This window comes from Cupriavidus sp. GW821-FHT02F09 (assembly GCF_059421605.1).
Map to the genome: position 1 here is coordinate 180909 of NZ_JBWKVH010000007.1, position 18175 is coordinate 199083.

The 18175-nt window shown below is 65.9% G+C and carries 15 protein-coding genes and 1 tRNA gene; 4 read left to right on the forward strand and 12 right to left on the reverse strand.

Annotated elements, in window-relative coordinates; all coding sequences use genetic code 11:
* Position 1: 1 nt before the first annotated feature.
* From AC07XB_RS11130 to gloB, 4 genes are all read right to left on the reverse strand, one after another.
* A complete protein-coding gene (locus AC07XB_RS11130; RefSeq protein ID WP_492829189.1) occupies positions 2 to 2401 on the reverse strand; it encodes a bifunctional salicylyl-CoA 5-hydroxylase/oxidoreductase in 2400 nt (799 codons plus the stop codon).
* Between the two features lie 199 nt (positions 2402 to 2600).
* Positions 2601 to 4493 (reverse strand): propionate--CoA ligase, encoded by a 1893-nt coding sequence (locus AC07XB_RS11135; protein ID WP_492809150.1) that lies wholly within the window; start codon positions 4491 to 4493, stop codon positions 2601 to 2603.
* 250 nt (positions 4494 to 4743) lie between these two features.
* On the reverse strand, positions 4744 to 6429 hold the full coding sequence (locus AC07XB_RS11140) for a transglycosylase SLT domain-containing protein (protein ID WP_492829187.1): 1686 nt from the start codon (positions 6427 to 6429) through the stop codon (positions 4744 to 4746).
* Positions 6430 to 6631: 202 nt separating this feature from the next.
* Complete coding sequence (gene gloB, locus AC07XB_RS11145) at positions 6632 to 7435, reverse strand: hydroxyacylglutathione hydrolase (protein WP_492373905.1); 804 nt, start codon at positions 7433 to 7435, stop codon at positions 6632 to 6634.
* A 10-nt stretch (positions 7436 to 7445) separates the two neighbouring features.
* Between gloB and AC07XB_RS11150 the strand changes: the two genes are divergently transcribed.
* The 4 genes from AC07XB_RS11150 to AC07XB_RS11165 all read left to right on the forward strand — a co-directional run bounded on the left by AC07XB_RS11150 (position 7446) and on the right by AC07XB_RS11165 (position 9786).
* Positions 7446 to 8237 (forward strand): class I SAM-dependent methyltransferase, encoded by a 792-nt coding sequence (locus AC07XB_RS11150; RefSeq protein ID WP_459371350.1) that lies wholly within the window; start codon positions 7446 to 7448, stop codon positions 8235 to 8237.
* 107 nt (positions 8238 to 8344) lie between these two features.
* On the forward strand, positions 8345 to 8782 hold the full coding sequence (gene rnhA, locus AC07XB_RS11155; protein ID WP_150983353.1) for a ribonuclease HI: 438 nt from the start codon (positions 8345 to 8347) through the stop codon (positions 8780 to 8782).
* 74 nt (positions 8783 to 8856) lie between these two features.
* Positions 8857 to 9579 carry a DNA polymerase III subunit epsilon gene (gene dnaQ, locus AC07XB_RS11160; protein ID WP_492375980.1) on the forward strand — a complete coding sequence of 241 codons (723 nt, stop codon included), beginning with the start codon at positions 8857 to 8859 and terminating at the stop codon, positions 9577 to 9579.
* 132 nt (positions 9580 to 9711) lie between these two features.
* Positions 9712 to 9786 (forward strand) — tRNA-Val (locus tag AC07XB_RS11165).
* A gap of 168 nt (positions 9787 to 9954) precedes the next feature.
* Here AC07XB_RS11165 and AC07XB_RS11170 read toward each other — a convergent pair.
* From AC07XB_RS11170 to AC07XB_RS11205, 8 genes are all read right to left on the reverse strand, one after another.
* Entirely contained in the window at positions 9955 to 10548 is a 594-nt protein-coding gene (locus AC07XB_RS11170) for a ParB-like protein (protein WP_492375979.1), read from the reverse strand.
* A gap of 303 nt (positions 10549 to 10851) precedes the next feature.
* A complete protein-coding gene (locus AC07XB_RS11175; protein ID WP_492375978.1) occupies positions 10852 to 11181 on the reverse strand; it encodes a hypothetical protein in 330 nt (109 codons plus the stop codon).
* Positions 11182 to 11327: 146 nt separating this feature from the next.
* On the reverse strand, positions 11328 to 12149 hold the full coding sequence (locus tag AC07XB_RS11180; protein WP_459371356.1) for an IclR family transcriptional regulator: 822 nt from the start codon (positions 12147 to 12149) through the stop codon (positions 11328 to 11330).
* 184 nt (positions 12150 to 12333) lie between these two features.
* A complete protein-coding gene (locus AC07XB_RS11185; RefSeq protein WP_492829185.1) occupies positions 12334 to 13128 on the reverse strand; it encodes an SRPBCC family protein in 795 nt (264 codons plus the stop codon).
* Positions 13118 to 13594 carry a (2Fe-2S)-binding protein gene (locus tag AC07XB_RS11190; RefSeq protein ID WP_150983239.1) on the reverse strand — a complete coding sequence of 159 codons (477 nt, stop codon included), beginning with the start codon at positions 13592 to 13594 and terminating at the stop codon, positions 13118 to 13120. The genes AC07XB_RS11185 and AC07XB_RS11190 overlap by 11 nt, the downstream gene beginning before the upstream one ends.
* Positions 13595 to 13603: 9 nt before the next feature.
* Complete coding sequence (locus tag AC07XB_RS11195; protein ID WP_492829182.1) at positions 13604 to 14470, reverse strand: FAD binding domain-containing protein; 867 nt, start codon at positions 14468 to 14470, stop codon at positions 13604 to 13606.
* Positions 14463 to 16757 (reverse strand): xanthine dehydrogenase family protein molybdopterin-binding subunit, encoded by a 2295-nt coding sequence (locus AC07XB_RS11200; RefSeq protein WP_492375975.1) that lies wholly within the window; start codon positions 16755 to 16757, stop codon positions 14463 to 14465. The genes AC07XB_RS11195 and AC07XB_RS11200 overlap by 8 nt, the downstream gene beginning before the upstream one ends.
* A 72-nt stretch (positions 16758 to 16829) precedes the next feature.
* Positions 16830 to 17810, reverse strand: a complete 981-nt coding sequence (locus tag AC07XB_RS11205; RefSeq protein WP_492375974.1) for a Bug family tripartite tricarboxylate transporter substrate binding protein — start codon at positions 17808 to 17810, stop codon at positions 16830 to 16832.
* Between the last annotated feature and the right edge of the window lie 365 nt (positions 17811 to 18175).

The following is an 18175-nucleotide window of genomic DNA, read 5'->3' on the forward strand; positions in this document are numbered from 1 at the left end:
CTCAGTGATCCTCCGGCTGGCGGGCTTGCTGGGCTTGACGGGCTAGTTGTGCCGCTCGCTCCAGATTGGTCTCGAGCTGGCGCTTGCCGGCCTGGTATTGCTTGGGCCAGGCCAGGTCGCGATGCCCCAGCCGCGCCGCCTCGTGAATGGTCCACGCGGGATCGGCCAGGTGCGGACGGGCAATCGCGCACAGGTCCGCGCGGCCGGCGGCGATGATGCTGTCGACGTGATCCGCCTCGAAGATCGCGCCAACAGCGATGGTGGCGATGCCGGCTTCGTTGCGGATGCGGTCGGCAAACGGCGTCTGGTACATGCGGCCGTACACCGGTGCCTGGTCCGGGCTCACCTGCCCGGACGAGCAGTCGATCATGTCGGCGCCCGCGGCCTTGAAGGCGCGCGCAATCTCGATCGCGTCGTCGGGCGTGATCCCGCCTTCGACCCAGTCGTGGGCCGAGATCCGCACGGACATCGGGCGCTCCTGCGGCCATACGGCACGCACGGCGGCAAAGACTTCCAGCGGGTAGCGCAGCCGCGCTTGCAGCGAGCCGCCGTATTCGTCGCTGCGCTGATTGGTCAGCGGCGAGATGAAGCTGGAGAGCAGGTAGCCGTGGGCGCAGTGCAGTTCCAGCCAGTCGAACCCGGCTTGGGCAGCGCGCCGCGCGCTGGCCACGAAATCGTCGCGCACGGCGTCCATATCGGCGCGGCTCATCTCGCGCGGCACTTGCGAGATGCCCGGCATATACGGCAGCGGCGAAGCCGACAGCACCGGCCAGTTGCCTTCGGCGAGCGGATAGTCCATCTGCTCCCAGCCGAGTTGCGTGGAGCCCTTGCGCCCGGCGTGGCCGATCTGCATGGCGATACGTGCGTCGCTGTTGGCATGCACGAAATCGACAATGCGGCGCCAGGCATCGCGCTGCTCATCGTTCCACAAGCCCGGGCAGCCCGGGGTGATGCGCGCATCCGGCGAGGTGCAGGTCATTTCCGCCACCACCATGCCCGCGCCGCCGAGCGCGCGCGCGCCCAGGTGCGTCAGGTGGAAGTCGCCCGGCACGCCGTCCTCGCAGGAGTACATGGCCATCGGCGACACCACCACGCGGTTCTTCAAGGTGACATTGCGCACGCGGTACGGCGTGAACATCGGCGGCACGGCGCGAGCCTCGGCCGCCTGCCCGGTGCTGGTGGCCTTGGCGACGTTGACAGCCGCCTGCCCCGCCAGCCAGCGCTCGAAACCCTCGACGTAGCCGGGGTCTCGCACACGCAGGTTCTCGTGCGAGATGCGCTGCGAGCGCGTCAGCAGCGAATAGGCGAACTGCTCCGGCGCCAAGCCCGCGTAGCGCTCGACATTTTCGAACCACTCGGTGGAGTTGCGCGCGGCATTCTGGATCTTGAGCACTTCTACGCTGCGGGTGGCCTGGTAGCGCTCCAGCGCCTGCGGCAGCACGTCGGCGCCGCCCGCGCCGGCGTCGCGGATATTGTTGGCCAGGTCGATGGCGTCTTCCAGCGCCAGCTTGGTGCCGGAGCCGATCGAGAAATGCGCGGTATGCGCGGCGTCGCCCATCAGCACCACCGGCACGCGGCGGCCATCGGCCAGCGTGTTCCAGCGCACCCAGGTGCCGCAGATCACGCGGGGGAAACGAATCCAGTTGGCGGAGCCGCGCAGGTGCGTGGCGTTGCTGATCAGCGCATTGCCATCGAGGTAGCGGGCGAACAGCCGTTCGCAATAGGCCACCCCCTCCTCCTGGCTCATCTGCTCGATGCCGGCGGCACGCCACACATCTTCGGGCGCTTCGACAATAAACGTCGACGTGTTGTCGTCGAAGCGGTAGGCATGGGCCTGGAACCAGCCGTGCTCGGTTTTTTCAAAGGCGAAGGTGAAGGCGTCAAACAGCTTGCGCGTGCCGAGCCAGACAAAGCGGCACAGCCGGGTATCGATATCGGGCTGAAAGGTCTCTGCATAGCGCCCGCGCACGCGGCTGTTGATGCCATCGGCGGCAATCACGAGGTCGGCCTGGTATTGCCGCGCCAGTTCCTGGTCGTCCGTCACGTCGGTCTCGAACACCAGGTGCACGCCGAGCGCCTCGCAACGCGCCTGCAGGATGTTGAGCAAGCGCTTGCGACCGATGCCGATAAAGCCATGCCCGCCGGAGCGCAGGGTGCGCCCGCCGATATGGATATCGATATCGTCCCAGTGGTTGAACGCCGCGTTGATCTGCTCCGCGCTGACCGGATCGGCCTGCTTGAGGTTGTCCATGGTGGCATCGGAGAACACCACGCCCCAGCCAAAGGTGTCATAGGGCCGGTTGCGCTCCACCACGTAGACCTCGTTGGAAGGGTCCCGCAGCTTCATCAGCAAGCCGAAGTACAGGCCCGAGGGGCCACCGCCGATACAGAGCACTCGCATTTTTTCGTCTCCTGCGTGCCGGCGTGGCCCCTGGGATTCTGAGTTCCAGGAGAGCCGTGCGGCACATGCGATGCGCCGGTAGCGCATCTAGATCATGCTTAAATATTTGATACTTAAAATATTAGTCGGCATGCGGCCCCCTGGCAAGGACAATCTTTTGCGCAGTGCAGCGCCAGCCGGAAGGCGGGCGCCCCTGCCTTCAGCCTTGCATCGCCGTGTGCAACTGCGCGAGTGCGGTGGGATCCTCAATCGTGGTCAGGTCGCCCGGGTCACGCCCTTCCGCCACCGCTTGCATGGCGCGGCGCAGCAGCTTGCCGGAACGCGTCTTGGGCAGCGCGTTGACGAAGAACACGCGTGCCGGGCGCGCCACTGCCCCCAGTTGCTGGTCCACCGTCTTCATCACATCGGCCTCCAGCGCCAGCCGGTCTGGCTGGGTGGCGGTATGGCCCGCATCGCGCACGATCACAAAGGCCATCGCCACCTGGCCCTTGAGCGCATCGTGCACACCCACCACCGCTACCTCGGCCACTGCCGGGTGCGACGAAATGCTCTCCTCGATCTCGCGCGTGCCAAGACGGTGGCCCGCCACATTGATCACATCGTCGGTACGGCCGAGGATAAAGATATAACCATCCTCGTCCTGCACACCCCAGTCGAACGTGGAATAGCAGCGCCGTCCCGGCACGCCGGACCAATACGTCTTGACGAAGCGTTCGTCGTCGCCCCATACCGTGGTCATGCAGCCCGGCGGCAGCGGCCCGTCGATGGCGACCACGCCCTTTTGCCCCGGCGGGCATTCGGCCCCGGTGGCCTCGTCGACGATCTTCAGGTCGTAGCCGTACACCGGCACGCCCGGCGAGCCGAGCTTGGCCGGCAGCGGGTCAAGGCCGCGCTGGATCGCGATGATCGGCCAGCCCGTCTCGGTCTGCCAGTAGTTGTCCACCACCGGCTTGCCGATGCCCTGCTGGATCCAGCTCGCGGTGGGCTCATCCAACGGCTCGCCGGCCAGGAACAGCAGGCGCAGGCTGGACAGGTCGTAGCGCGTGAGCCAGGCCGGGTCCTGCTTCTTCAGCACGCGAATGGCGGTGGGCGCGCTGAACATGATGTTCACGCGGTACTGCTCCACCAGTTGCCACAGGATGCCGCCGTCCGGGCGGATCGGCGTGCCTTCGTACATGATCGTGGCCATGCCCGCCAGCAGCGGCCCGTAGACGATGTAGCTGTGCCCCACCACCCAGCCGATATCGGAACTGGAGAACATGGTGTCGCCAGCCTTGCCGCAGAAGATGTACTCCATCGAGGCCGCCAGCGCGACCGCGTAGCCGCCCGTATCGCGCTGCACGCCCTTGGGCTTGCCGGTGGTGCCGGACGTGTAAAGCACGTAGGACGGCTCGCTCGATTCGAGCCATACGCACGGCACGCGCGCCGTGCCAACGCGCTCGCGCCAGGCGCCATAGTCTTCATCGCGGCCAGGCGTGAGCGCCATCGGGGAAAGCTGGCGATCCACCAGCAGCACGCGCTCCGGCTTGTGCGTGGCCAGTTTCACCGCCTCGTCCAGCAACGGCTTGTAGGGCACTACCTTGCCGGCGCGCGAGCCGGCATCCGCACTGACGATCACGCGCGGCTGCGCATCGTCGATGCGCGCGGCCAGGCTCACCGAGGCAAAGCCGCCGAACACGACGGAATGAATGGCGCCAATGCGCGCGCAGGCCAGCATGGCAAACGCGGCCTCGGGAATCATCGGCATGTAGATCAGCACGCGGTCGCCCTTTACCACACCCAGCTGCTGCAGGATTGCGGCCATGCGGTTGACCTCGTCGTGCAATTCGGCATAGCTGCAGGTGCGGTGCAGGCCGGTTTCAGTCGATACGTAGATCAGCGCGGCCTGGTCCGCGCGCTCGGCCAGATGACGATCGACGGCGTTATGGCAAAGATTGGTGCGGCCACCGACGAACCACCGGGTGAATGGCGGGCAGCTGTCGTCCAGCACGGTGTCGAACGGGGTTTCCCAGTCGATGCGGCGAGCCTGTTCAGCCCAGAAGCCTTCGGGGTCGCTCAGCGAGCGGGCGTGCAAGGCACGGGTAGCCGTCATGGCTTGTCTCCTCCGCTTGGATGCGGGTTATTGGTTTGTTTGTGGGGTTGTTTGTTGGTTTATTGATTTGCTGTCGCTAGTTTGCCACCACCGGGGCGGCATGGCGCCTGGCATGCCGTGGCCGATCCGAGCCACTGGTTCCCGCAGTCTGCGCATGCCGCCTTACGCAAGGCTTACCCACAATGCGCCGCACCAGGCAAAAGGGCGTGCCATTGGCACGCCCTTGATCTGGCTCAAACCCACTACCGCTTTAGCGCGCGTGCGCCTTGGTCTTCGCCGGCCCCGCCACTGATTTGCTGGCCGCCTTGGCACTGGCCGGCTTGGCGCTGGCCTTGGCTGCCGAAACGGTCGGCGCAGGCTTGGCCGATGACCTTGCCGTGGCCGCGGCGCCCTTGCGCGGCGCGGCCTCGACCGTCACGCGCTGGCGCGGCGCGGCGCGCCACTTGGCCGTTCCCCGCGCCGGCTCGGCCCGCACCGGGACCAGCGCGGTAGCGGTGGGAGCCGGCTCGGGCGCGCTGACGAAGCGGGAGCGCGCCGGCACCATCAGCACCAGGCTCTGCCCCGCCACCAGCTTGGTGCCGGAGAGCTTGTTCCAGGACTGCACCTGGCCAGCCGACACGCCATAGCGATGCGCAAGCGTTGCCACCGTATCGCGCCGCCCGGCCCGCACCACCACGCGGCGTGCGTCCGGCACGTCTGGCTCCATGGCCATCGTGGCGCTTTCAGCCAGCGTGGCGCTGATGTCCTGGTTGTGATCCTCGGAGCGCGGCACCACCACCGTGGAGCCGGCCTTCAGCCGCATGCCTTTGGGAATGCGGTTGATCTCGCGAATCGTGTCCGCATCGATATTCAGCCGTGCCGCCAGTGCCTCGATGCGCTCGCGGTTATCCACCGTCACGGCCGTCCAGCTCGACAGGCCGCCACGGTAGGTGTTCAGGTTGTACTGGAAGCGCTCGGCGTTATCGAAGGGCAGCAGGATCTGCGGATTTGCCGCGCCCAGGATCACCGGCCGGTTGAAGGACGGATTGAGCGCCTTGAACTCGTCGAGCGGCAGGTTGGCGAGCTTGGCCGCCAGCTTGACGTCGATGTCGCGCGAGGTGGTCACCGTGACAAAGTACGGGTGATCCGGAATATCCGGCAGCTTCACCCCATACATCTGGGGATTGGCAATGATGTTCTTGACCGCCTGCAGCTTCGGCACGTAATAGCGCGTCTCGTTGGGCATGCTCAAGCTGGCGTAGTCGGTCGGCAGCCCGCGCGCCTGGTTGCGCGCGATGGCGCGCGACACCGCGCCCTCGCCCCAGTTATATGCCGCCAGCGCCAGTTGCCAGTCGCCGAACATGTCGTACAGCCGCTGCAGGTAGTCCAGCGCCGCGTCGGTCGAGGCCAGCACATCCCGCCGCTCGTCGCGGAACATGTTCTGCTTCAGGTTATAGCTCTTGCCGGTGCTGGGAATGAACTGCCACATGCCGGCCGCCTTGGCGGTGGACTCGGCCTGTGGGTTGAACGCGCTCTCCACGAACGGCAGCAGCGCCAGCTCCGTGGGCATTTTGCGGCGCTCCAACTCCTCGACAATGTGATAGAGGTAGCGGCTCGAGCGCCCCACCATCCGTTCCATGTATTCCGGGCGCTGCGCGTACCACTGCGTGCGATCGTCAACCAGCGTGCCTTCCAGGTCCGGCATGCCGAAGCCGCGGCGGATGCGGTCCCAGATGTCGCTCGACGGCCCGCGCAACCAGTCCAGGCTGTCGCGGTCCACGTTGATGACACCTGCGCTGTTGATCGAGTTGAGCGGATCAGGCTTGGAAATCGCGGGCCTGGAAGCGGAGGCGGTCGCTGTGGCGCCATCGGCGCCCTCGGGCGGAGTGGGCGTGCTGGCACACGCTGCAAGCAGCGCGGCACACGCAACTACCGCCAGTAATCGACCAATTTTCATTAAGTTCTCAAATCGTGACGCTAAAAATTTGCCTGATGCTAAGAAAAAGCGGCTTTCGCGTCAATGAAATTCTCCCTGCCGCGGCACTGGGCCGAGGCCGGCTGGGACGTATCGGGTACGTGAAAAACGCCGTCCCGGCCAAGCGCGCCCAAGGCTTGCGGGCGCACGGAAGGACGTAACGGCAAGCGGGGATCAGCGCAAATCAGCGGAAATTATCTTTCCAGCCACGCAGCGCGCCAAAGGCCGCTGCGTCATTGCCGGCCACCCCGCCGGCGTGGGCCGCCACCGCCTCGCGCACCGCGGGCACACGCGAGCGCAGGAAGGGATTGACCTCGCGCTCCTGCCCGATTGTGGTCGGCACGGTCGGTGTGCCGACCGCGCGCAACGCATCCACCCGTGCCTCCCAGGCTGCCAGCTCGGCATTATGCGGCTCCACCGCGCGGGCGAACCGCACATTGCTGCGGGTGTACTCGTGGGCGCAGTACACCCGGGTGGCGCCGGGCAGCGCCGCCAGCTTGTCCAGCGACGACAACATCTGCGCCGGCGAGCCCTCGAACAGGCGGCCGCAGCCGCTGGCAAACAGCGTATCGCCACAGAAGACCGAAGGCCCTGCGCCCGGCAGGTCCGCCACGTACGCGACATGGCCGGCGGTATGGCCCGGCACGTCGAGCACCTTGAGTTGCAGCGACGGGTGCACCACGTTCACGGTATCGCCCTCGCGCACCGCCACGGTACGTGCGCCGATGCGCTCGCCGGCCGGGCCAATGACCGGCAACGGGGCGCCATCCGGCGCGGTGGGATGCGCCGCCAGCAACCCGGCCACCCCGCCCTGGTGATCGCCATGGTGGTGGGTGATTACAATAGCGCCCAGCGTCAGCCCCTCGCGTGCCAGGAAGGCTTCGACCGGCGCGGCTTCGCCCGGGTCGACCACGGCGGCGCAGTGACCGTCGTGGATTGCCCAGATATAGTTATCCTGGAATGCGGGAATCGGCTCCACCTTCAACATGCGTGCTCCTATGTCCAAGCGTCCGATTATAAATTGGGAAGACTGGCTTGCCTCGCCTCCCGGGCAATACATGCTCGAGTGGGAGCAGGCGCAGTACGACCGGATCGTGGTGGATATCTTCGGCTACCACGCGGTGCAGCTCGGCCTGCCGCACATCGACACCCTGCGCGAGAACCGCATGCCGTTCTCCGCACTGGCCCTTGCCCCCGGCAACGGACCCCACGGCCCACGGGCACAGGCCGATTCGCGTCAGTTGCTGTGCCGCTTCGACGAACTGCCGTTCGAGACGCAAAGTATCGATCTGATCACCCTGCCCCACATCCTGGAGTTTTCGGAAGACCCGCACGAGGTGCTGCGCGAGGTGTCCCGCGTGCTGATGCCGGAAGGCCGGGTGGTGGTGACCTGCTTCAACCCCATGAGCCTGTGGGGCGCCCGCCAAGGCCTCAAACGGCTCGGCGCCGACCCCTTCCTGCCCAACGACAGCCAGTCCATCGGCTTCGTGCGCATCAAGGACTGGCTCAAACTCCTGGGTTTCGATATTATCCGCGGCCGGTTCGGCTGCTATTGCCCACCGTACCGCACCGAGCGCTGGCTGCAGCGCGCCGCCTTCATGGAGAAGGCCGGCGACCGCTGGTGGCCGATCTTCGGTTCAGTCTATATGATCTCGGCGGTCAAGCGCGTGCGCAATATCCGCCTGGTCGGCCCCGCCTGGAAGAGTCCCAAGGCTGCGCTGTCGCCAGTCGCCGCGCCGGTGGCAACCCCCACGGGCACCCACGGCAAGTCCCCCGGCGACGAGCATTAAGCGCCATCCAAGCGCTGCCGCCCCCCCAATCCCCCCGGTTGGCCCCGCCTCATCGCGGTGCCACCCTTAGCTTAGCCAATACCCAATACCCAATGGAACCCAGCGAAATCGAAGACGTCATCATCTATTCGGACGGCGCCTGCAAAGGCAACCCCGGGCGCGGCGGCTGGGGCGCCGTGCTGGTGTCCGGCACCAACGAGAAAGAGCTGTTTGGCGGCGAAGCCCTCACCACCAACAACCGCATGGAAATGACGGCCGTGATCGAGGCCCTGCGCGCGCTCAAGCGCCGCTGCCGGATCAAGGTCTACACCGACTCCCAATACGTGCAGAAAGGCATCGGCGAATGGCTGCCGGGCTGGAAGGCCCGCGGCTGGAAGACTGCCGACAAGAAGCCGGTAAAGAATGCCGACCTCTGGCAGGAAATGGACAAGCTCGCGCAGCAGCACGACATCACCTGGCACTGGGTACGCGGCCACAACGGCCACCCCGGCAACGAACGCGCCGATGCCCTTGCCAACCGTGGCGTCGACTCGCTCAAGGGATAAAGCCGGCCCCGTACCGCCTCATAGCGCCCCACACCGGCCCGACTTCCCCCGCCCCACCGGTTAGAATGCCCGCCATGCGACAGATCGTTCTCGACACAGAAACCACCGGCCTGAGCGCCGCCACCGGCGACCGCCTGATTGAAATCGGCTGCGTGGAGCTGCTCAACCGCCGCCTCACGGGCAGGCATCTGCACTTCTACGTCAACCCGGAACGCGATATCGACGAAGGCGCGATCGCGGTGCACGGCATCACCGTAGACTTCCTGGCCGACAAGCCCAAGTTCGCGGAAGTGGTCAACGAGATCCGGGACTTCGTCCAGGACGCCGAGCTGATCATCCACAACGCGCCCTTCGACCTTGGCTTCCTCGACATGGAGTTCAAGCTTGTCGGGCTGCCGCCGTTTCGCGAGCACGCTGGCAATGTGATCGACACCCTGCGCGAAGCCCGCCAGATGTTCCCCGGCAAGCGCAACTCGCTGGACGCCCTGTGCGACCGCCTGGGCGTCAGCAACGCCCACCGTACCCTGCACGGCGCATTGCTCGATGCCGAGCTGCTGGCCGAGGTCTACCTCGCCATGACGCGCGGGCAGAACTCACTGGTGATCGACATGCTCGACGGCGGCGGCGCCGAGAGCGACGCAGTGGCCGCCACCGACCTCTCCCGCCTCGACCTGCCCGTGCTGATGGCCAGCGAAGATGAAGCCACCGCCCACCTGGCGGTGCTCAAACAGCTGGAAAAGGCGAGCGGTGGCAAAGTCGTATGGAAGGAAGCACCGCCGGCGAGCGAAGCCGCATAGACGGGGCAAGATTGCCGGCCGAAAGTAGCCAACGGATTTTTTGCAGAAATTTCCAGGAAGGGCTTTACAAGATACAACGGCGCTGACATAATCTTGTTTCTCTGCAGCACAGCAGTAACAGCGCAGCAGCAGGGGTGGTTAGCTCAGCGGTAGAGCACTGCCTTCACACGGCAGGGGTCACAGGTTCAATCCCTGTACCACCCACCAAATTAGTGGCTAGCAACTGCCTACGTTGCCGAAAAACCCAGACAGCGAAAGCTCTCTGGGTTTTTTGTTGCCCGGTATCGGCCAACGCGCCAGGCCGGGAGAGTCAGCTCGGCCAATCATTTGCCGAGCCCCTGCTGCTGACTCTGGTGCCGCTTACCCTGGTGCTGATTACGCTGCGTATCCGGGCAGGCCGACAGCCAGCTTGCCTTTTGCCAGCGTGATGCCTCGCCGGACCGCTGCGTGAAAGTCGGCGCTAAGGTCCTCGACGGCGATGGCGCGGCGAAAGAAGTCCGCCCACACGAACTCCGCAAAGGCGGTAGGCGTCTTGGTGTAGCCACCAGCGTCCCGGACATACCCGGCCAGCGACCGATATGGATCGTCGACCAGTTTCTCCAGGTGATGGGGAACCGCAGCGTAGCAGTGCCGCACGCCGTGTTCGTCCAGGGGATGAACCCATAGGCTCTTATCCATCTGCACCCAGAAATCGTCCTGCGCGCAAGCCGACAGATCGGCTTCCACGGTGAAAAATCCACTGGTGACGCCGGCCTCCAGGGCAGCCCGCCCGAGATGATGGTGATCGGTGATGTAAAGCTTGCCGCCCGGCCCGTTTACCGCCGGGATCGGATGGGCCTGCAGGAACTCGCGCTGCTCCGCAGGCTTTAGCGAGGCCAGGTGTTTCTTCTTGTCCTGCACTTCGATCATGCCCACCGTCAGTTGCGTCGGGTGGAGTTCGTGAATCAGGGATTCGCGGACCGCTGCCATGTTGCCCTCCTCTTCATTCTTCCGCACAGGTTCTGCACAAGGCAAGATTAGCAGGCATATCGCCAACGATCAGAACGAATAAGGGATGGGTGCCCGACAGGCAGTCAAGGCGGATGCGGATCTCGCTCGCCGTCAGGTGCGCCGATAGTATCGTCGGCAACGCCGGACAGGTCTTCCCCGCACCTTGGGTTCGCGATGAAAGATGGCCCGGATCGCGAACGCGTACACCCCGACGATCAGCAGGGCAGCGACAAGGGGGGGGAGAACCGGCATGACGGACTCCGATCGGGCCTGCTCCAACGCTCATCGGCCATGGCCGCCACCGTTATGACCACCACCGCCATGACCACCGCCATGACCCTCCCCATGCCCCTCGCCGTGGCCGCCATGACCATGGTGACCATCACCGCCGTGGCCACCACCATGGAAGAACACGGCACCACCCCCATAAAACCCGGGCCACCAGCCGTAGTCATAGTAGGGGCCATAGGGGTAAGCGGGATAGTAAGCGCCGTAAGGATAAGTGCCTTCGGGCGGATAGCCGTAGCCATAGCCGTCATATGCAGGCACTGCCGCGCACCCGGCCAGCGTCATGGCCGCAACGATTGTGAGGATTTTGATACATGTGCCCATCGCCAATTCCTGACGCGTTCGTGTAGTTAGACACGAATTTCCAGTGCACATTCCAGGTCCCCGCCTGGCCCAATGCCGGATATGCGCGGCCAGGGGAAGTCGCGGTGCTTGCCCGTCACTACTGGCCGACAAGGCTGGCCGGCGCCCTACAAATTAACTACGGCTCCACCTTCCGACGGCCGATAGTCCAGCAACCGGGATAGCTCCCCCGCCGCACTCCTCACCTGTTCCACCATGCCATCGAGCCGCTCCGGATCGATCCGCGAAGCCGGGATGGTGGCGCCAAGCGCCGCCACTACCTTGCCGCTGCGGTCCCGCACCGGCGCGGCGATGGTCGAGATGCTGGTTTCGAAGAAGCCTTCCTGCAGCACGTAGCCGCGCTGGCGGTCGCGCTGGACCATGTCGAACAGGGCTTCGACGGTCTTGGGCGTGCTCTCCGAGAAGACTTCCAGCTGCGGCTCGGGATAGAGTTCACGCAGTTCCGCCAGCGTCAGGTCTTCAAGCAGCACGCGGCCAAGCACGGTGGCGTGCGCCGGCAGCCGGGTGCCGACGTTGACCGAGCTGGCGAACGGCGTAGGCGCCACGGACTTGGCCACGTAGACGATGGAGCGGCCGTCACGCACCACCAGGTTGCATGGGAAGTTGATCTCGTCGCGCAGGCGGTCCAGCAGTGGCCGGCCGAGTTCGGTCAGCTCCAGCGAAGCGAGGTAGTCGAAGCCAAGGCGCAGTACCGCCATGCCGAGCCGGAATTCACGGCCGCCATCGGTGCGCTCGACAAAGCCCATCATCTCCAGCGTGGTCAGCAGGCGGAACACCGTGGAGCGCGGGACCTGCAGCCGGCGCGCCAGCTCGGCGGCAGACAGGGTCCGCTCGTTGCGGCTGAACTCGCCCAGCAGGCGCAGGCCGCGTTCCAGCCCCGGCACGATGTACTTGTCCTGGAGATCGGTAGGCTCGAGGGCATCTGTCATGGTGATATCTCTGCGAATGAGTACTTTGGCGTGCTATATGGTAACGGCTTTGGCTTCGGCCCTGCCCTGCGGCCCGGCCGGTGCGGATGACGCACCTTGCATCCCGATGCGCCGCCCGCGACTGTCCGATATAACACGCCCTGCATCTATCCTCCAGCACTTCCATCACCGAAGCCGCGCATGCCTACTTCAGATAGTCCCGCAGCCAGGCGCCGCACTCGCCCGCGTGCTGTGCCGGCCAGCGCACGGTAATGGTCGCATTGGGCTGGCGCACTTCGATGCAGATGTCCGTGAGCGGGCCCCTGTCCACGGCGGGTGCGGGCGAGAACAAGCGCGACCACCAGCCTGTGCTGCGATTGGGGCTGGCTTGTACGGTGTGAGCCGGGACGGCGGCCGGGCAAGCGGGAATCCCCTCGATGGCGGAGGCGGGCGAGGCGGGCGAGCCGGGCGAAGAGGCCTGCGCCTTCGCAACCGTTTGCGCCGCAGCCGGTGCTGCGGGCGCTGCGGACGCCGCAACCGGCGCCGCCTCGGCAGGCGCCGCCAACCGCGCCGACAAATTCGTGCCGAACTCCTCCCACATCCGGTCCGCCTTCGTCTTCATCACGCTCAGGCCGAACGTGCCAAGGCGGCCCAGCACGTCCACGTTGATCTTCATGCGCAGTTCGGTCTTGCCGTCGGGCTGCCCGGTCAGGAAGATCTCGCTGGACTGCTTGAGCGAGCTGGCCACGGAGGCGTCCTCGCCTGTGCCTTCGCTACGCAGGTAGTTGGGCGCGCGCATCTCCACGATGGTGGTCTTGATCTTGAAACGCGCGCTGACAAAGGCGATCTTGACCTGGATGTGCGAGATGTACTCCACATCGCTGACCACCTCGATCGACTGCATGCCCGGCACGCAGCCGCCCATCACATTGGGATCGAGCAGCAGCGCCCAAACTTGCGCCGGCGCTGCGCCGACGATCAGGGTTTTTTCAATTTCCACGCATCTTCTCCGCGGCGGACAGAATGGATTCGACGATGCCGACGTAACCGGTGCAGCGGCACAGGTTGCCGTTCAGGCCGGCGCGGACTTCCTCTTCTGTCGGGTTGGGGTTATGCGCCAGCATGGCGCAGGAGGTCATCAGGAAGCCAGGGGTGCAGTAGCCGCACTGCAAGCCGCCGCACTCCATGAAACTTTGCTGCAGCGGGTGCAGTTCGCCGCCGGCGCCGAGGCCTTCGACGGTGGTCACGTCGCGCCCGCGCGCCTGCACGGCAAGCATCAGGCAGGACTTCATGACTTCGCCGTCCACCAGCACGGAGCAGGCGCCGCAGATGCCGGTCTCGCAGCCGCGCTTGGTGCCGGTCAGGTTGAGGTCGTCGCGCAGCAGGTCCGACAGCAGGCGCCGCGCGGGCACTTCCACGCTGTGGTCTTCGCCGTTGACAGTGAGTTCGATATGGATCTTTTGCATGGGGAATCCTTAGTCCGCCGCCAGCCCGAATAGCGCGGCGATGCTTCGCCGCGCCACGGTCCGTACCATCTCGCGGCGATAGTCCGCGTTGCCGCGCATATCGGATATGGGGTCGATGCCCGCGGCGACGATGTCCGCCGCTTCGGCGGCCACTTCGGGCGTGACGGCCTTGCCGGCCAGGAACGCCTCGGCATGCCGCATCCGCGCCGGAATCGGCGTCGATGCGCCGACAGCAAGGCGCGCCTCGATACATGTGGCGCCAGTCCGGCGAGCCAGCAGCGCGACGCTGGCCAGCGGCCGGTGCTCGGCGGCCGTGCGCAGGAAACGCGCGTAGTGGCCGAGCGCATCCGGCGCCGGCGCGGGAATGCGGATCTCGGTCACGATCTCGTCGGGCTCGAGCGCCGTGGTGTAGTAGTCGACCAGGAACGCCTCCATCTCCAGCACGCGCTCGCCGCTCCTGCCTGCGAGCACCACCTGCGCCCCCAGCGCCATCAGGCAACCCGGCGGATCGGTGGCGGGATCGGCATAGCAAAGGTTGCCGCCGATCGTGCCCTGGTTGCGCACCTGCGGATTGGCCACGCGCCCTGCCATGCTGGCCAGCATGGGGTAACGCGCCTGCACCAGCTTTGAGCGCGCCACCTGCGCATGCAAGGCCAGCGCGCCGATGCGCAAGCCGGTGCGCGGATCGAACTCTATCTTGCGCAGTGCATCGAGTTGGCCGAGCGATACCAGGTGCGTGGGCGTGAGCATGCGCTGGCGCATGCCGAGCATCAGCGCGGTGCCGCCGGCGATTACCCGACACTCGTCGCCCAGGTCGGCCAGCATGCGGCTGGCTTCCTGCACCGAGCCGGGCTCCAGAAATTCGAAATTACGCATGGCGCGCCTCCGTTTCCTTGCGCTTGCGCAGCGCGGCCAGCACCTTCTCCGGCGTGATGGGCAGCGAAGCGATACGCACGCCGATGGCGTCATAGACCGCATTGGCAATGGCCGCCGCGCCCGGCAGGATCGCGGTTTCGCTGGCGCCCTTGGCGCCATAGGGCCCGTTGGGCTCAACGGACTCGACCACATCCGTGCGCAGCGCGGGCACCGCGTCAGCGGTCGGCATCGTGTAGTCGGCGAAGTTGCCGTTCAGGATGCGGCCATCCTCGACCTGCACATGCTCGTACAGCGTCCAGCCGATCGCCTGCACGGTGGCGCCGTGCGTCTGGCCGTGCACGGCCAGCGGGTTGATGGCCTTGCCGCAGTCGTCCGACACGAAGCTGTCGATCAACGTGACCTGCCCGGTGGCCATGTCCACTTCCACTTCGACGGCCTGCGCCGCAAACGAGTAGGCTGGCGCGATGTTGCCGTAGTAGTTGGCGTCGTGCATCACGGTGGGCGCATCGTAGGTGGCGCGCACCATCAGCCCTTCACCGCCGTGGCGGAAGATATGCAAGCGCGCGATCTCGGCGAGCGTGGCGCGCTTGCTGTCGTCATTGCGGGCGCGGATCACGCCGTCGAGCAGGTCCAGTTCGTCCTCTGGCACGCCGAGCTTCTCAGCGGCCACGGCCAGCAGTTTCTGCTTCGCCTCGCGCGCGGCCCGCATCACTGCGTTGCCGGAAATGATCGTGACGCGAGACGCCAGCGAGCCGAGGCAGAACGGCGCCACATCGGTATCCGGCGTGCTCACGGTGACATGCGACAGCGCAATGCCCAGCTCCTGGGCGCAGATCTGGCTGAGCATGGTGTTGGCGCCCTGCCCCATGTCGCACTCGCTGGTGAGCAGCATGACGCGCCCGTCCTCGTTGACCTTGAGCACGATGGTGGAGCCGTCCCAGTTGCCCAGCGTGCGGTTGCCGCTGACGTGCATGGCGGCCGCGATGCCGAGCCCGCGCCGGCGCGTGCCGGTTCGCCGCGAGGCATCGGCGCGGCGCGCATCCCACTGGATCGCTTCGCGCGCTTGCTCGAGGCATTCCACCAGGCCGCTGCTGCCGATCTTCCAGCCATGCACGCTGGTGTCCCCGGAGCGGATGGCATTGCGCTTGTGGATTTCGATGGGGTCCATGCCGAGCATTTCGGCCAGCATGGTGAGGTGGCTGTTCAGCGGGAACTGCATCTGCTGGCCGCCAAAGCCGCGGAACGCGCCGCGCGGCGGATTGTTGGTATAGGCGAGCACGGCGTTGGAGCGCACGTTCTCCAAGCGATGCATGTTGTCGCTGCGCATCGCGCTCACGTGCATCACGTCGCCAGCCAGGCCCGCATAAGCGCCGCACTCGGCCACGATATTGACGTCCTTGGCGACGATCATCCCTTGCGCGTCCAGGCCCATCTTCAGCCAGACCCGCGCCGGCACGCTGGAGCGCGCGCCGAGGAAATCCTCGAGCCGGTTGTTGACGAGGCGCACCGGGCGGTCGAGCCGCGTTGCCAGCAAGGCCGCGATCAGGCTGTTGCTCTCCTCCACGATCTTGGCGCCAAAGCCGCCACCGGTGACCGCCTGGATCACGCGGATAGTGGACACCGGCCGGTCCAGCGCTTCGGCCAGCCGCGCGCGCGCCAGGAACACGGACTGCGTCGAGGCCCAGACCGTGAGCCGGCCATTGCCATCCTGGGCGGCCACGGTAGCCATCGGCTCCAGGTAGCCGGGATACTGCGAGTGCATGTCGTACGTGGCCTCGTAGACCACCGCGGCCCGGGCGAAGCCGGCTTCGACGTCGCCACGCTCGATATGCATCTCATGGGCGATATTGCGCGTGCCCGGGTGCAGCTCCGCCGCGCCATCGACAAGCGCTGCATCGGCGCTGAAGATGGCGGGCAGTTCTTCGTACTCCACGCGGATCAGGTCCAGTGCATCGCGCGCGGTTTCCTCATCCACCGCGACCACCGCGGCGACCTCCTCACCCACGTGGCGGACCACGCCAGCGGCAAGAATGCGCTGCTCCTTGCGATGCGTGCCCCACAGCCGTGACGGCGTGTCCTCGCCGGTCAGGACCAGCTTGACGCCCCGCAGCGCGCGCGCCGCCGCGGTGTCGATGCGAACAATGCGGGCATGCGGATACGGGCTGCGCAGCACCTTGGCGTGCAGCATGCCGGCCTGCTTGATGTCGCCGGCATACACGGCCCTGCCCATCACCTTCTCCCGCGCCGTCACTTGCGGCGTGGCGCTTCCCACTGTCGACGTGCTCATGCCGACCTCCTGCTAGTCAGAAAACCACTGAAAACCATGAAGACGCCGGCGAGCGTTGCCGCCGGCGTCGCGTCACTCGGCGGTAATGCCGAAATCCTTGATGACCTTGCCCAGCCGCTCGTAGTCGGAAGCATTGATCTTTTCCAGCACGGCGGGCGCGCCGCCCACCGGCACCGCGCCAAAGGTGGCCATCTTCTCGGCGATGTCCGGCATCTTGACGATCTCGTTGAGCTGCTCATTGAGCAGCTTCACCACCTCGGCCGGCGTGCCCTTGGGCGCCATGACGCCGTGCCATGCGCCGACGATGACGTCCTTGTAGCCAAGCTCGGACAGCGTCGGCACATTGGGCAGCAGCGCAGAGCGCTTCGGATCGGTCACGGCCAGCGCGAGCAGCTTGCCCGTGTTGATGTACTGGGCCACCGGCCCCAGCGTCACGTAGGCGAAGTTGACGTGGCCCGCGACGACATCATTGACGGCGGGCGCAACGCCCCGGTACGGCACATGCTGGATCTTCACGCCAGCGGCGCGGTTCAGCCACTCGCCGGCGATATGCATGGGCGAACCCGCGCCGGGGGTGGCATACGTCAGCGGCTTGCCTGCCTTCGCCGCGGCCACCATTTCCTGCACGGTCTTGATGCCACCGCCCGGATACGCCACCAGCAGCACGGTCTGCGTGCCGGTCTGGATGACCGGGGTGAAGCCATGCAGCGCGTCGTAGCTGGCGCTGGCGGGGAGCTTGAGCACCATCGGCGCCGTCGTGAACGGGTTGGGCGTGAACAAGAGCGTGTAGCCGTCGGCCGGCGCGCGTCCAACCATGGCGTTGCCGACCACGCCGCCGGCGCCCGGCTTGTTCTCCACGATCACCGGCTGCTTGAGGCGCATCGACAGCTTCTCCGCGTACATGCGCGCCATGGAGTCCGTGTCGCCGCCCGGCGGATAGGCGACCACGATCGTGACCGGTTTGGCGGGATAGCCGAGTGCAAAGGCGCTGCCGCCTCCCAGGGCAATCGCGGCGAGCGCTGTGGCAAGGACGTGTCGGCGGGCAAGGTTCATCTACGGCTCCTGTGGGGGCGCTCCACTTCAGCGGGGAATGGCATGGTGGGGGCGGGGTTAGGCACGGCTAAGGGACGGGAACGCATTCGATGTGCGTTTTATTAGCGAAACATTAGTTCAGGAGAGGAACGTGTCATTCATACTAGAATGCTAATGTTGACCACTCAACTTACGTTAATCCCCAATTGACATATCTATTTTTTATAAACTCAGAAAGAGAGAATCATGACGAGAAGAAGGCGGCACATCGGATTCCCTATGAGACAATCGGCTCCGCCCTCCCCTGATCAGCCGCCGTCCGGCGGCATCTCCTGAAAGACATGGATCTGATGAAGCGCGCAGCCGGAACGACAACCGACACCGGT

Coding starts and splice junctions, on each gene's coding strand:
- AC07XB_RS11200 (WP_492375975.1), bottom strand. CDS start 16,757: ATGAGCACGTCGACAGTGGGAAGCGCCACGCCGCAAGTGACGGCGCGG.
- AC07XB_RS11205 (WP_492375974.1), bottom strand. CDS start 17,810: ATGAACCTTGCCCGCCGACACGTCCTTGCCACAGCGCTCGCCGCGATT.
- AC07XB_RS11190 (WP_150983239.1), bottom strand. CDS start 13,594: ATGCAAAAGATCCATATCGAACTCACTGTCAACGGCGAAGACCACAGC.
- AC07XB_RS11140 (WP_492829187.1), bottom strand. CDS start 6,429: ATGAAAATTGGTCGATTACTGGCGGTAGTTGCGTGTGCCGCGCTGCTT.
- AC07XB_RS11180 (WP_459371356.1), bottom strand. CDS start 12,149: ATGACAGATGCCCTCGAGCCTACCGATCTCCAGGACAAGTACATCGTG.
- AC07XB_RS11130 (WP_492829189.1), bottom strand. CDS start 2,401: ATGCGAGTGCTCTGTATCGGCGGTGGCCCCTCGGGCCTGTACTTCGGC.
- gloB (WP_492373905.1), bottom strand. CDS start 7,435: ATGTTGAAGGTGGAGCCGATTCCCGCATTCCAGGATAACTATATCTGG.
- AC07XB_RS11195 (WP_492829182.1), bottom strand. CDS start 14,470: ATGCGTAATTTCGAATTTCTGGAGCCCGGCTCGGTGCAGGAAGCCAGC.
- AC07XB_RS11150 (WP_459371350.1), top strand. CDS start 7,446: ATGTCCAAGCGTCCGATTATAAATTGGGAAGACTGGCTTGCCTCGCCT.
- AC07XB_RS11175 (WP_492375978.1), bottom strand. CDS start 11,181: ATGGGCACATGTATCAAAATCCTCACAATCGTTGCGGCCATGACGCTG.
- AC07XB_RS11170 (WP_492375979.1), bottom strand. CDS start 10,548: ATGGCAGCGGTCCGCGAATCCCTGATTCACGAACTCCACCCGACGCAA.
- AC07XB_RS11135 (WP_492809150.1), bottom strand. CDS start 4,493: ATGACGGCTACCCGTGCCTTGCACGCCCGCTCGCTGAGCGACCCCGAA.
- dnaQ (WP_492375980.1), top strand. CDS start 8,857: ATGCGACAGATCGTTCTCGACACAGAAACCACCGGCCTGAGCGCCGCC.